Source organism: Streptosporangium vulgare (assembly GCF_042428775.1).
Lineage (GTDB): Bacteria > Actinomycetota > Actinomycetes > Streptosporangiales > Streptosporangiaceae > Streptosporangium > Streptosporangium vulgare.
In genome coordinates, this window is sequence record NZ_JBHMBS010000019.1 from 63,644 (window position 1) to 76,855 (window position 13,212).

9 protein-coding genes are annotated in these 13,212 nt (G+C 71.2%); 6 read left to right on the forward strand and 3 right to left on the reverse strand.

Features of this window, described 5'->3' with window-relative positions; all coding sequences use genetic code 11:
• The gene (locus ACFFRH_RS31030; RefSeq protein ID WP_344746026.1) at positions 1–384 is read left to right on the forward strand and encodes a WXG100 family type VII secretion target; all 384 of its coding nucleotides are present in this window, start codon (positions 1–3) and stop codon (positions 382–384) included.
• Positions 381–1,343, forward strand: coding sequence for a WXG100-like domain-containing protein (locus tag ACFFRH_RS31035; RefSeq protein ID WP_344746025.1), 963 nt, complete (start codon positions 381–383; stop codon positions 1,341–1,343). The genes ACFFRH_RS31030 and ACFFRH_RS31035 overlap by 4 nt, the downstream gene beginning before the upstream one ends.
• 273 nt (positions 1,344–1,616) lie before the next feature.
• Here the strand turns inward: ACFFRH_RS31035 and ACFFRH_RS31040 are convergent, their stop codons facing one another.
• The 3 genes from ACFFRH_RS31040 to ACFFRH_RS31050 form a co-directional block, all read right to left on the reverse strand.
• Positions 1,617–1,976, reverse strand: coding sequence for a YbaB/EbfC family nucleoid-associated protein (locus ACFFRH_RS31040; protein WP_386161140.1), 360 nt, complete (start codon positions 1,974–1,976; stop codon positions 1,617–1,619).
• A complete protein-coding gene (locus ACFFRH_RS31045) occupies positions 1,976–4,207 on the reverse strand; it encodes a serine/threonine protein kinase (RefSeq protein ID WP_386161141.1) in 2,232 nt (743 codons plus the stop codon). Before ACFFRH_RS31045 ends, ACFFRH_RS31040 begins: the two co-directional genes overlap by 1 nt.
• Before the next feature lie 147 nt (positions 4,208–4,354).
• Positions 4,355–5,596 (reverse strand): S8 family serine peptidase, encoded by a 1,242-nt coding sequence (locus ACFFRH_RS31050; protein WP_386161142.1) that lies wholly within the window; start codon positions 5,594–5,596, stop codon positions 4,355–4,357.
• A gap of 310 nt (positions 5,597–5,906) precedes the next feature.
• On the opposite strand from ACFFRH_RS31050, the gene ACFFRH_RS31055 reads away from it, so the two are divergent.
• From ACFFRH_RS31055 to ACFFRH_RS31070, 4 genes are all read left to right on the forward strand, one after another.
• Positions 5,907–6,911 carry a methionine synthase gene (locus tag ACFFRH_RS31055; protein ID WP_344743764.1) on the forward strand — a complete coding sequence of 335 codons (1,005 nt, stop codon included), beginning with the start codon at positions 5,907–5,909 and terminating at the stop codon, positions 6,909–6,911.
• Between the two features lie 153 nt (positions 6,912–7,064).
• A complete protein-coding gene (gene ligA, locus ACFFRH_RS31060; RefSeq protein ID WP_344743766.1) occupies positions 7,065–9,245 on the forward strand; it encodes an NAD-dependent DNA ligase LigA in 2,181 nt (726 codons plus the stop codon).
• A gap of 139 nt (positions 9,246–9,384) precedes the next feature.
• Positions 9,385–11,466: a putative bifunctional diguanylate cyclase/phosphodiesterase gene (locus tag ACFFRH_RS31065; RefSeq protein ID WP_344743768.1), complete on the forward strand. Its 2,082-nt coding sequence runs from the start codon at positions 9,385–9,387 to the stop codon at positions 11,464–11,466.
• A gap of 53 nt (positions 11,467–11,519) precedes the next feature.
• On the forward strand, positions 11,520–12,956 hold the full coding sequence (locus ACFFRH_RS31070) for an ATP-binding protein (RefSeq protein ID WP_344743769.1): 1,437 nt from the start codon (positions 11,520–11,522) through the stop codon (positions 12,954–12,956).
• The last annotated feature ends 256 nt before the right edge of the window (positions 12,957–13,212 follow it).

Genomic DNA, 13,212 nt, shown 5'->3' on the forward strand with positions numbered 1-13,212 from the left:
TTGTCATTTCCTCCGGAGCCGACGGACATCAGTCCGGCCGATCTGAAAAAACGCAAGGAAGACTTCCACACCGAGAGCGACGAGCTCGCCAGGGCCTTCACCAAGGCCATGGCCGACCTCGACGCCCTGGGAGCCTTCTGGGGCGGCGACGAGACCGGCCAGAGGTTCGCGGGCGCCTCGGGCGGCACGGGCTACCTCGCCGCCAGGGACGAGGCCAAGGACCACGTCGCGCGGATCAGGGACGGCTACCGCAAGATCGGTGACAACCTGGGCCTGGCCGGCGACAACGTCACCGGGGCCAACTGGGCCACGGTCGGGGAGATGGTCAAGGCGGTCGTCGGCCCCGAGATCGGCGTTCCCGGCAGCAAGGCCGAGCTCGAATGAGCGGCCCGGGCCCGCTCGGGGGCACGGGCGCGCTGGGAGCGGTGGGCGCGTTCGCCAAGGCCAATCCGGTCAAGACCGCGATGGGGGCCGGCTCCGTCGGCGGCGCCGCGTTCGTCACGTCCATGCTCGGCGTGAGCTGGCCGGAGGGCGACCCGGACAGGCTGCGCTCGGCGGCCGACATCTGGGACGGCCTCGCCGAGGCCGTCGAACGCGCCGGCGCCGACGCGAACGGTGTCGCCGAGCAGGTCTGGAAGAACAACGCCGGCGCGGCCGTGCGGGAGTTCAGGACGCTGTGGACGGAGAAGTTCCGTCCCTATCCCGGCGAGGTCGCCACGTTCTGCCGGGCGATCGCCACGGCCTGCCGCGACTACGCCCGCGCCGTGGAGATCACCCGGTACGTGCTGATCGTGCTCGCGATCCAGGCCTGGGTGAACATGGTCTACACGGTGGCCTGGGGCTGGGCCACGGCGGGCATCGGGGCGGCCGTGCAGAAGCAGATCATGGACAGGTTCCTCAAGGGCCGCGCGGTCCTGCAGATGAGGCTCTTCAAGATCAGCGTCGAGAAGATCATCTACAACTCGTTCTACTACCTGGGCGACAGCGTGGCCTACGCGGGCGGCCAGCAGGTGCTCCAGTGGAGCGTCTTCGAGCTCGCCGGGGTCAGGAAGGACCTCACCGGCAACGACGTCACCGGCGGGGGTGAGAACGCCAAGCAGTTCGGCCGGGGCTTCGCGAGCAACATGGCCTTCAACGCCGCCTTCGACCTGACCAAGATCGGCCCTTGGGGCAGGGCGTTTCCGGGCGACGCGGCGGGCAACCTGATGTCCCGGCTGGTCGGCTCGGGGACGTACACCGTGACGGACAACGCGCTCCAGGGGGATCCCGCCCTCCCCACCTGGGAGCAGTGGATCTCCAAGATCATCGTGCACGGCTCCCGCGCGGCCAGGCCACCCGCCTGAACGGGGCCGCTTGGGCGGGCCACCCGCGCGAGCCACCCGAGCGGGCCGTCTGGACGGGCCGCTGTTTCCGGGCCGGGTCGCCGCCTCCCGTGGCCGGAGCGCGGTCCGAACGGGGGCGTCGCCGGGAGTCCGGCCCGAGGACGGCGTCCCCGGACCGGACTCCCGGCGGGGACGCGTACTTCCCGTCTGCCTTCCCGTCCGCCTGGAAAATCGGCTCGTACCTCCGGAGGCCCGGCCCCGGGCCTCCGCCCGGGCCCGTGCCCGTGCCCGGGGTCAGCTCCTGAAGGGGTCTTCCAGGAGCGAGTTCAGCAACGTGCCGGTCTGCTCGGCCGCGTCCCTGGTGGCCTCGTCCGAGGCCGCCAGGATCGCCTCCGCGAGGGCCTCGGAGCCCAGGCGGAGGGCGCGCGGGTCGATGCGGAGGGCCGCCAGCGCGCCACTGGCCAGTACCTCCACCGACACGTGGCCACCGGCCGCCTCGCCGCGTCCCCTGGCCTCGGCCAGGCTCTGGCCGACCTCCTCCATCCGGGTCGTCTGCTCCTCGATCACCGTGAGAAGCCGGTCCGTCTCCGGATCACCGGTCGGTGAGTACGGCCCGCCGGACACGCCCGGCCCGCTCTCCCGCTCGCCGCGCATTACCTGCAGTTCCCCCAGTCGAGAGCGGAGGAACCGGCGGGGCCGCCGCCGTTGAGGCGCACGCACTTGCCCTGGGCGGGAAGGACGACCGGGCCCGCGTAGTACTCGTAGCTGCCGCGGTCGCTCTTGGTCGCGCCCCCCTGAACCTCGAGGGTCACCCAGAGCGGGGACGCGACGCCCACGTCCGCGCTCTTCAGGGCGATCGCGCAGGTGTTCTTCGTGACGCTGTTGAAGAGCTGGTAGACCGTCCCGCCCTTGAACGGGACCTGTCGCTGCACCGAGTAGTTCAGTCCGCAGACCTTCTCCGCGGTGTACGGGTTGGCGCGCTGCTCCGGCGGGGACGACGGCGGCCTCGCCGTGGTGGGCGAGATCGGCCGCACCGTCGGCTTGATCGTCTGCCAGGGCTTGGCGGGCTGCGTGGGCTTCGCCGTCTGCGAGGGCCTGGCGACCTGCGAAGGCTTGAAGGACGGCCCGGCCGGGGTGGGCGTCGGGGTCGGCGTGGGAGTGGGGGTCAGGCCGGGAGTCCCCTGGGGCGGGGTCGGGGTGGGCCCCGGGGTGCCCGGCGGGGCCGGGGTGGGGGTGGGGCTCGGGATCGGGGTCGGTGTCCCGGTCGGAGGCTGCTCCGGCTCGACCGTCAGGGACGGGCTCGGCGTCGGAGTCGGCGTCGGCTGGACCGCCGACGTGGACGACGCCGCGGCGGAGGGCACCCCGGAGGTGGGCGTCGGCACCGCGGGCGCGGTCGGAGCCGTGGTGAGCGGCGCCGTCGGCACCGGCACCGGAGGATTGGTGTACGCGCCGACGGTCGGGACCTGGGGCAGGCCGGTGGGGGCGTCGCTGGGCAGTTGCAGCGGCCCCACCTCCGCGACCCGGGGGTCGGGGGTCGTCCCCCAGGGCACGGTCACCTTGCCCGCGGGGTCGTCCCCGGGGTTCTGCACCGGGTCCTGCCCCTGCGGCTCGTCCCGTGACTGGTCCGCCAGCCCGAGCGAGACCTCGGGTATCGCGCCGTCGGCGGAGGCCCGCTCCAGCTCGCTCAGGGCGGTGTACCGTCCGGCGGCCCACAGGCCCAGCCCGGAGAGCAGGACGATCACGCCGACGCAGGCGGCCAGCGCCATCGAGAAGTTGCCCGTCCTCGGACGGCTCCCGGCGGCCTTCGCGGGCGCCGGGTCCGGGGCTCCGGGAGCGGGGGACGCGCCCTGGGGAAGCTGCGGAGCCCCCCAGACCGACGTCGCGGGCTCCACCTGTCGCGGTACGGCCGCACCGGGGGTGTTCTCGTCCGGCGGGGAGTCGTCCCCGCGCGTGGCCCCCGTGATGTCCGTACCCGGGCGCGCCCCCACGCCTCCATCCGCTCCGATTCCCGGTCCGATGCCCGTTCCGGCACCCGAGACGGTGCCGGATACACCGGACACACCGGACGCACCGGATGCGCCGGATGCGCCGGAGACAAGGCCGGGGAGGGGGGCAGGCGCGCCGGGCGCCTCGGGCTCGCCGAGCAGGCGCAGCATGGCGGTCTTGGTGTCCGGGCGCTCCTGCGATCGCTTGTCCAGGCAGGAGACGATGACGGGCCGCAGCTCCGCGGGCAGGCCGGTCAGGTCCGCGGGGCCTTCCAGGACCCTCTCCGGCCGGCCGCCGAAGGGCGGTCGCCCGGTCGCGGCGTAGACGACCGTGGCCGCCCAGGCGAAGAGGTCCGCGGGCCTGCTCGCCTCCGGCGCCGGGGGAGCGGCGGGAGCGGCGGCCTCCTCGCGGATGTGCTCGGGAGCGCGGTAGTCCGGTTCCCGCTCGCCCGTGACGGGGTCGAGCCCGATGTCGAAGACACGGGGACCGTCAGGGCCGAGCAGCACGGTGTCGGGGGTGAGCGACCCGTGGGCGAGGCCGGACAGGTGAAGGGCGGTCAGCGCGGTGAGCGTGCCGACCGCGAACCGCTCCAGCGCGTCACCGGTGAGCGGCCCGTCCCCGGCCACCGCCTGCCGCAGCGTGGGTCCCTCGACGTGCTCGCGGACCACGTACGGGCGGTCGTCGAACCAGCCGACCTCCAGCAGTCTGGCGGTGTGCGCCCCGGACGCGCGCTTGGCGGCGTGCAGCTCGTTCGTGATCCGCTCCCGCACCCGGGGGTCGGGGGCCTCCGGCTCGGCGGCGAGCAGGCGGATGACGCGGACGGTGTCGTCGTCGGGAAGATGTCCCAGGTAGACGGCGTGTTCTGGATCCGGGTCGAGCCGGCCGACCAGGACGTGCACGCCGATACGTTTGGGATCCTCAGGGAGTAATGGGTGCAAATACCCCATTGCATTCCTTCCAGCACAGCTGTCAATAAAGCCGCTTTAGGTTAATCGGGCACCATCCAACCAAATTTGGCGCACTAGATCGTGTTTTTAATATGTTTGTCATGTTTGGTTCTCGATGGAGCCGGGCCGCCAGCCCCTCCGGCGCCCCATCGGGACGGCGATTCCCGCCACGGTGACCAGGACGCCCGCGGCGAGCGATCCCAGCGCGACCCAGAGCGAGATCGAGACGGCCCGGGAATCCTCGGGAGGCGCCGGACGCACCGCGTCCCCCGGCAGCGGGGCCGCCTGGCGCGGCGCGAGCGCCACCTGCTCGGACGGCAGGATCGCCGAGACCGCCAGCAGCGGGTTGACCATTCCCGCCCCGGTGCCCGCACCCGAGCCGCCGTTGGCGGTCAGCTCGACGCGCCGCCGTACCCGCACGTTGTCCAGCTCCGGGTGGCGGGCGCGGACCAGCGCGACCACCCCGGCCACGTACGGGGCGGCGAAGCTGGTGCCCTCCAGGTCCTCCCGGTAGGCCCGCCCGGCCCAGGTACTCGTGACGCCCCGGCCGGGGGCGAGGACGGAGACGGGGGTGACGGCGTTGGACGAGTCGGCCCTCGCCCCGTCGGGGCCGGCGGCCCCGACCGAGAGGACCCCCTCGTAGGCGGCCGGGTAGGCGGGCCCAGGGGTCCCGTCCTCCTTCTGCACGTTGCCGGCCGCGGCCACCACGACCGCGTCCATGGCGAGGGCGTAGGTGACCGCGTTGCGCAGGTCGGCCTGGTCGCGCGCCTCGACCGACACGTTGATCACGTCGGCCCCCAGCTCGGCGGCCCGCACGATGGCCAGGGCCAGCCGGCCCACGTCGCCGGTGCCGTCCGAGGTCTGCTTGATGGAGAGCAGCCTCGCCTGCGGCGCGACCCCGGTGAAGGGCACCCCCTTCATCTCGGCCGCCCCGATGATGCCCGCCACCGCCGTACCGTGACCGAGGCAGTCGCGGGCCCCGGTGGCGGTCAGGTCGATCGACCGGGTCCTTCTCAGCTGGGGGTGCCTGGTGTCCACCCCGCTGTCGACGACCGCGACGGTCACCCCGGCACCCTTGGTCAGCTCCCACACCTCGGGAAGGCTGAGCCGCCGCTGGGCCCAGGACTCCCCGATGCTGGTCGTACCGCGCCCGGGGTTGCACCTGACCGGCGCGGCGACCGTCCCGGCGGTGCCCGCCCCCGAGGTCCCTCCCGCCTTCACCGCCGAGACGGTCTCCGCGACCCCGGCACGCGCCGCCGCGCCCGCTTCCACCCGGGCCACGGCCGGTGGTGCCGCGATCGCCGCCAGCACCAGCACCGTGACGAGCATCCGACCGATCACGAAACGCCCCCAGAACGACCCGGAACAAACGGTCCCCGAGCGAAACGGCCCCCACGCCGAGACGCCTCCGGAGTGAGAAGACCCCGGAAACGGGTGAATACCGGGCAGCACCCTACTCAGCTTGATCGCGTGCCGTCACGGCGCGGCGGGATTCTCCCGGCCGGAGGCGCGACCCGGCGGTCGTAAGCTGGCGTGGGCGGACGAGCCGGGCGGGCACCGGTGGGACTCCGCCCACGTCCCGCCGCGAACCAACGCGAACCGACGCGAAGTGATACCAACCGTGCGAACCGATGCGAGACCAGGAGCAGGCTTGAGCCAGTACCCATGGGGCGAGGCGACCGCGACCGGCATCGGGTCGCACCCGGGGGAGGACCACGCGGAGGCGGTCAGGGTCGCCTTCGGCGAGTCGCCCGCGCTGCCGTACCTGCCCGAGCTGCCCGCCCGCGGTGTCGGCGCCGACATGATCGGGCGCACCGCCTCACTCCTGCTGGAGCTGCCCGTCGAGGTGCAGCCGTCGGGCTGGCGGTTCGCCGACAGGCCCGGCCGCGACTTCAAGCGCGCTCGCGACCATCTCGTCCGCGACCTCGACGGGCTGGAGGAGGTCACCCAGGGGTACGAGGGCCCCTTCAAGATCCAGGTGTGCGGGCCGTGGACGATGGCGGCGGCGATCGAGCTCCGGTACGGCGACAAGACGCTCGCCGACCCGGGCGCGGTGCGCGACCTGGTGGACTCCCTGACCGAGGGGCTCGCCGCGCACGTCGCCGACGTGCGCCGCAGGGTGCCGGGCGCCACGGAGATCGTGGTCCAGATCGACGAGCCGGGGCTGCCCGGCGTCCTCACGGGCACCGTGCCGACCGCCTCGGGCTTCGGGCGGCTCGCCGCCGTCGACCGCCAGATCGTCGCCGACCGGCTCGGCGCGGTGCTCCCCGCGGGGACGTTCACGGTCGTGCACTGCTGTGCCCCCGGGGTGCCCTTCGGGGTGCTGCGCATGGCGGGCGTGGGAGGCGTCTCGCTGGACGCCCACCTCATGAGGAGACGTGACGAGGACGCGATCGGCGAGACCGTCGAGGCCGGAACCGCCCTGTTCCTCGGGGTCGTGCCGGGTGTGGACGCCAGGCTCCCCGACGTCGACGTGGTCGCCGCGCCCGCCGTCGAGCTCTGGCGCCGTCTCGGCTTCCCCGTCTCGACCCTGGCCTCGCAGGTCGTGCTCACCCCCGCCTGCGGCCTGGCCGGGGCCTCGCCCGCCTACGCCAGGACGGCCCTGGCCACCTGCCGCAAGGCCGCCCGCGTCCTGCAGGACGACCCCGGCGAGTGATCCGTACGGCTCTCGCGCGGTGCTCGTACCGTGCGCGAACCGGTGTCGTACGGGAGCGGCGAGGGCTTGTTCAACTCGGGGCAATGGCGGAGTCACATTGTCGGTGCTCGAAGATACGTTTGTCCTGGGCGACGACGATGGGAGAAGCGGGCGATGGGCGCTGAGGTCGAGGGTGTGCCGGTGGCGGCGCTGGAGCGGCACGCGGAGCTGAGCGAGCTGGTCGAGGAGGCCAACTGGCGTTACCACGTGCTCGACTCGCCCACCGTGAGCGACGCCCAGTACGACGGGTGGATGCGCGAGCTGCGCGAGCTGGAGGAGGAGAGCCCGACCCTCCGCACGCCCGACTCGCCCACCCAGAAGATCGGCGCGCCGATCTCCAGCGACTTCACCCCGGTCAAGCACCTGCAGCGGATGGAGAGTCTCGACAACGCCTTCAACGCCGACGACCTCGCCTCCTGGCAGGCGAGGGCCGAGCGGCTGGCCGAGCGCGACCCCGCCCCCTACCTGTGCGAGCTGAAGATCGACGGTCTCGCGATCGCGCTGCTCTACGAGAAGGGCCGCCTGACCAGGGGCGCGACCAGGGGCGACGGGCGCGTCGGCGACGACGTGACGGCCAACGTCCGCACGATCGCCAATGTCCCGCACCGCCTGACCGGCGACGACGTGCCCGACGTGGTGGAGGTGAGGGGCGAGGTCTACATCCCCGTCGAGGAGTTCGAGAAGCTCAACGAGCAGCTGGTCGAGGGGGGCAAGGCGCCGTTCGCCAACCCGCGCAACTCCGCGGCGGGCTCCCTGCGGCAGAAGGACCCGCGCGTCACCGCGCAGCGGCCCCTCTACATGATCGTTCACGGGGTCGGCAAGTGGGAGGGCGCCGCCGCGCCCCGCACCCAGTCGGAGGTCTACGAGCGGCTGAAGGGGTTCGGCCTGCCGGTCAGCGACCTCTACAAGGTCGTCGACGACCTCGACGGCATCAACGCCTTCATCGAGTTCTACCGCGAGCACCGCCACGACCCGGCCTACGAGATCGACGGCGTCGTGGTCAAGGTCGACCGCATCGAGCTGCAGAACAATCTGGGCTCCACCAGCCGGGCCCCGCGCTGGGCGATCGCCTACAAATACCCGCCGGAGGAGGTCAACACCAAGCTCCACGACATCCAGGTCGCGGTGGGCCGCACCGGCCGGGTCACCCCGTACGGCGTGATGGAGCCGATCGTCGTGGCGGGCTCCACGGTCGAGCGGGCCACCCTGCACAACGCCTCCGAGGTGGCGCGCAAGGGCGTGCTGATCGGCGACACCGTGGTGCTGCGCAAGGCGGGCGACGTCATCCCCGAGATCGTCGGCCCGGTCGTCGACCTGCGCGACGGCACCGAGCGCGAGTTCGTGATGCCGGAGCGCTGCCCGGAGTGCGACACCGAGCTGGCGTACGAGAAGGAGGGCGACGCCGACCTGCGCTGCCCCAACACCAGGGCGTGCCCCGCCCAGCTCCGCGAGCGCATCTTCTTCGCGGCCGGGCGCAGGGCGTTCGACGTCGAGGGGCTGGGCTACGTGGCGGCCACCGCGCTGACCCAGCCTCTTCCGCCGCAGGAGCCGCCGGTCCGCACCGAGGCGGACCTGTTCGACCTCACGATGGAGCAACTGCTGCCGATCAGGTCGGTGGTCCGCGACCCCGACACCGGCCTGCCCAAGACCGATCCGGAGAGCGGCGAGAAGAAGGTCGTCACCTTCTTCGCCAACCAGAGCGGCGAGCCGAGCAAGAACGCCGAGAAGATGCTGGAGCAGCTGGAGAAGGCGAAGAGCCAGCCGGTCTGGCGGGTGCTCGTCGCGCTCTCCATCCGGCACGTCGGCCCCCCGACGGCCCAGGCGATCGCCGACGAGTTCCGCTCGATCCCCGCGATCGCGGCGGCCTCGGAGGAGGAGCTCGCCGCCGTCGAGGGCGTCGGCCCGCGGGTGGCCGCGGCGATCCACGACTGGTTCACGGTCGACTGGCACCGGGAGATCGTCGACCGGTGGACGGCCGCCGGGGTCCGGATGGTCGACGACCCTCCGGCCGAGCAGCTCCCGCAGACCCTGGCCGGTCTGACCTTCGTGGTGACCGGCACGCTCGCCGACTTCACCCGCGACGAGGCGGGCGAGGCCCTGGCCGCCCGGGGCGGCAGGGTCTCGGCGTCGGTGTCGAAGAAGACCTCCTTCGTGGTGGTGGGGGAGAACGCCGGTTCCAAGTTCGACAAGGCGGTCAAGCTCGGCGTGCCGATCCTCGACGAGGCCGGCCTTCGGGTTCTGCTGGCCGAGGGGCCCGAGGCGGCTTCGGAGGTGACGGTGACCCCCGAGGAGTAGGGGCCGTTCCGTCGGTGTCTCGAAGCGTTGTGTCTTAAAAACGTGCGAATTAATAGTGACGGAACGTGCGCAATCGGTTTCGCGAAGTGGCCCGTAGGCCGTACTCTCCCATAATGAACTAATGGGGGTTTTGTTACTCATGGCCGACCCAACCGACACCCGCGACACCGGACCGCGACCGGGAACACCCCTGTGGGCCTATCTCGCCGCCGTCATCACGATCGGGTTCACCGCCCTCGTCGTGTCCCTGCTGGGCATCGACGTGGCCGAGACCGCGGAGCTCGTCCGCAGCCCGCTGTTCTGGATGCTCGCGGCCCTGGTCGTGCTGGGCGAGCTGCGGCCGGTGGTCCTGTCGTCGTCGATGACGGTGGGCGGCACCTACCCGTCGACCATGTTCACCTTCGCCGCGCTGCTCCACTACGGCCTGCCGGTCGCCGTGCTGCTGCAGGCGGTCGCCATGGTCGTCAACGGGGCCGTCACCCGCAAGGCGAGCCATCGGGTCATGTTCAACATCGCGCAGGTGACGATGGCCTGCGGCGCGGCCGGGCTGGTGCTCGGGCTGTTCGGCGACCGGCCCGTCGCGGCGGCCTCCTGGGTGCCCGACGGCTCCGACCTGCTGGCGATCGGGATCGCCGGGCTCGCCTACTTCGTGGTCCGGGCCCTGCTGGTCTCCGGCGCGGTGGCGCTGCACGAGCGCAGGTCGATCCACCGGGTGATCAGGACCACGATCGGCCACCAGAGCCTCGTCTACGCCGGGCTGCTCGGCCTGGCCCCGCTCGTCGTGGTGGTGATGAACCACTCGCCGGCCCTGGTCCCGCTCTTCCTGGCGCCGATGGCGGCGGTTTACTTCACCGCCACCATGTCGGTGCGCCGCGACCACCAGGCGATGCACGACGTGCTGACCGGGCTGCCCAACCGCAAGATGCTCGTGCTCAGCACGGAGGAGGCGCTCGCCGAGGCGCGCGACGGCGAGCGGGTCGGCCTGTTCCTGCTCGACCTCGACCGGTTCAAGGAGATCAACGACACCCTCGGGCACCCGGTCGGCGACCGGCTCCTGCAGCTGGTCGCGCACCGCCTCACCCACAGCGTCCGTCCCGGCGACGTGGTGGCCAGGCTCGGCGGCGACGAGTTCGCCGTCCTGCTGCCCTCGGTCAGGGACGCCGCCGCGGCCAGGGAGGTGGCGGCGCGCCTGCGGGTGGCGATCACCGAGCCGGTCCGGCTGGAGGGCATGAGCTTCGACCTGGACGCCTCGTTCGGCATCGCGATCTACCCCGACCACGCGCCCGACTTCGAGATGCTCCTGCAACGCTCCGACGTGGCGATGTACCTCGCGAAGGAGGGCAGGACCGGGGGCGAGATCTACGCCGCCGACAAGGACCGCAACAGTCCCGAGCGGATCAACCTCCTCGGCGACCTGCGCAGGGCCATCGACCGCTCCGAGCTGCGGCTGCACTACCAGCCCAAGCTCGACCTCGCCGGGGGGCAGGTCCGGGGGGTGGAGGCGCTGCTGCGGTGGCGCCACCCGGAGCGGGGAATGATCTCCCCCGGCGAGTTCGTGCCGATGGCCGAGCAGTCGTACCTGATGCGCCACCTCACCGGATACGTCATCGACGCGGCGCTGGAGCAGGCCGCCCACTGGTGGCACACCGGCCTGCACGAGCAGATCTCCGTCAACGTCTCGGCCCGCGACCTCCTCGACTGCGCCCTCTCCGACCAGCTGGGAGCGGGCCTGGCACGTTACCGGCTGCCTCCCAAGGCGATCCAGCTGGAGGTCACCGAGCGCATCCTGATGACCGACCAGGCCTACACCGACGGCGCCGTCCGGGCCCTGACCGCGCTGGGGGTGCCGCTCGCGCTGGACGACTTCGGCACCGGCTACTCCTCGCTGGTCCGCCTGCAGCGCCTGCCGGTCGCCGAGGTCAAGATCGACTCCTCGTTCGTCCGCCGCATCGGCGAGTCCAAGGACGACGAGCGGATCGTCCGCTCCATCGTCGACCTGGTCCGCTCCCTCGGCCTGCGCTCGGTCGCCGAGGGCGTCGAGTCGGCGGAGGTGGCCGAACGCCTGGCCGACATGGGCTGCGACCTCGGCCAGGGATGGCTGTTCGCCAAGCCCATGTCAGCTGCCGACGCGACCGTGTGGTTGCGCAAACATCGAGCCCTCCCCCCGCACGACCTCGGCTTCCTGCGCCGCACCGAGATCCTCGACCCTCAACGGGCGTGAAGAGCATAGAAGTATACTTCTAAGAAGTACACTTCTATGTGCGGGAGGTCGCCTTGATCCCCAAGCCCGACAGGATTTTCGCTCGGGAGTTCGAGTGGCGGCACCTCGCGTCCTTCGCCGCGCGGGGTGCCGAATCCGTTCAGTTCGGCGTGGTCAGCGGTCGTCGTCGGCAGGGCAAGACATTCCTGCTTGAGGCGCTGACCCGCGAGACAGGCGGTTTCTACTTCAGTGCGACGGAGGCGACAGAGGCCGAGGCGCTGAACATGTTCTCGACCGCGCTGTGGAATTACACGGGAAGGCCCGTCCCGACCAGGTTCGCCGACTGGGACGAGGCGATCACCCAGATGTTCGCCATCGCCGATGAGTCGGGCCGACCCGTGGTGATCGACGAGTTTCCCTACCTGAGCAAGGTATCGCCCGCCCTGCCTTCCATCGTGCAGAGAGAGATCGATCGTGCGATCTCCCGTGGCGGGCGTCTGTCGCTTCTCCTGTGTGGTTCCGCGATGTCGGTCATGGGCGGGCTCCTGTCAGGGGACGCGCCGTTGCGCGGTCGCGCGACCCTTGAACTGGTACTGCGCCCCTTCGACTATCCACTCGCAGCCAAGTACTGGAAACTGAGCGATCCCGCGCTGTCCGCCCGAGTCCACGCGGTGGTCGGCGGGACGCCCGCCTACCTCCGATTCCTCAACGGGGACGTGCCCACGTCCCCCGAGGACTTCGACGACTGGGTGGTACGCACCGTCCTGGACCCGGGCACGCCGCTGTTCCGCGAGGCGCGCTACCTCCTTGAGGAGGAGACGGACATTCGCGAGACCGCGCTCTATCATTCCGTGCTGGCCTCCGTCGCCGCAGGTAACAACACCCGGGGCGGGATCGCGAGCTATATCGGCCGTAAAACGACCGACATCGGCCACCATCTCAATGTCCTGGAAGACAGTTGCCTGCTTCGTCGTGAGCCGGATGTCTTCCACCCGGGCCGTTCTGTCTACCGGATAGCGGAACCCCTGATCAACTTCTACCAGGTCGTCATGCGTCCCCGGTGGGGACTGCTGGAGAGCGGGCGCGCCCGGCCCGTCTGGGCGGACGCGAAAGCACGCTTCCAGTCCCAGATCATGGGCCCGCACTTCGAGGAACTGTGTCGGCACTTCGCTCTCGTCGAACCCGTCTTCGGTGGTCTGCCGGGTGAGGTCGGGGCGGGAACCCTGACCGATCCTGTCCAGAAGGCCCAGGTCCAGGTGGACGTCGTGGTCTTCGCTCCCGCCATCCCGGGCGAGCCGCGCAAGGTGTTGTCCCTGGGGGAGGCCAAATGGGGAGACGTCATGGGGAAGCGGCATGTGGAAAGGCTGCGCCGCGCGAAAGAACTGCTTACCCGGAAGGGGTACGACACCCGGAACACCGTGCTCGCCTGTTACAGCGCCGCCGGATTCGAGCCGACACTTCGGGCCGAAAATGACGTCCGCACGATTGGGATGTCCGATATGTACGTGTAGTAGGGGTTTCCTTGCTCGGAATACTTCTACTGGCGATACTATCGCGCGCGATAGTATCGCCAGTAGAAGTAGGAGCGTACTTCTTAGAAGTACGCTCCTACTTCCATCGCGGCCGGAACGAAGTCGGTGATCTTTCCCGAAGCCGGTGAAGACCGTAGGACCGATGGCCCGGACCAGGACGTCGATCCGGACCAGGGCACGGAGGCGGTGTCCACCGCCGTATCCGTCCGTCGCCGGAGTCGCGCCGGGAAACGAT

What these genes read in the sequence shown, in the direction of transcription:
- ACFFRH_RS31035 (WP_344746025.1), top strand. Translation starts at nt 381, where the DNA reads ATGAGCGGCCCGGGCCCGCTCGGGGGCACGGGCGCGCTGGGAGCGGTG.
- ACFFRH_RS31040 (WP_386161140.1), bottom strand. Translation starts at nt 1,976, where the DNA reads ATGCGCGGCGAGCGGGAGAGCGGGCCGGGCGTGTCCGGCGGGCCGTAC.
- ligA (WP_344743766.1), top strand. Translation starts at nt 7,065, where the DNA reads ATGGGCGCTGAGGTCGAGGGTGTGCCGGTGGCGGCGCTGGAGCGGCAC.
- ACFFRH_RS31065 (WP_344743768.1), top strand. Translation starts at nt 9,385, where the DNA reads ATGGCCGACCCAACCGACACCCGCGACACCGGACCGCGACCGGGAACA.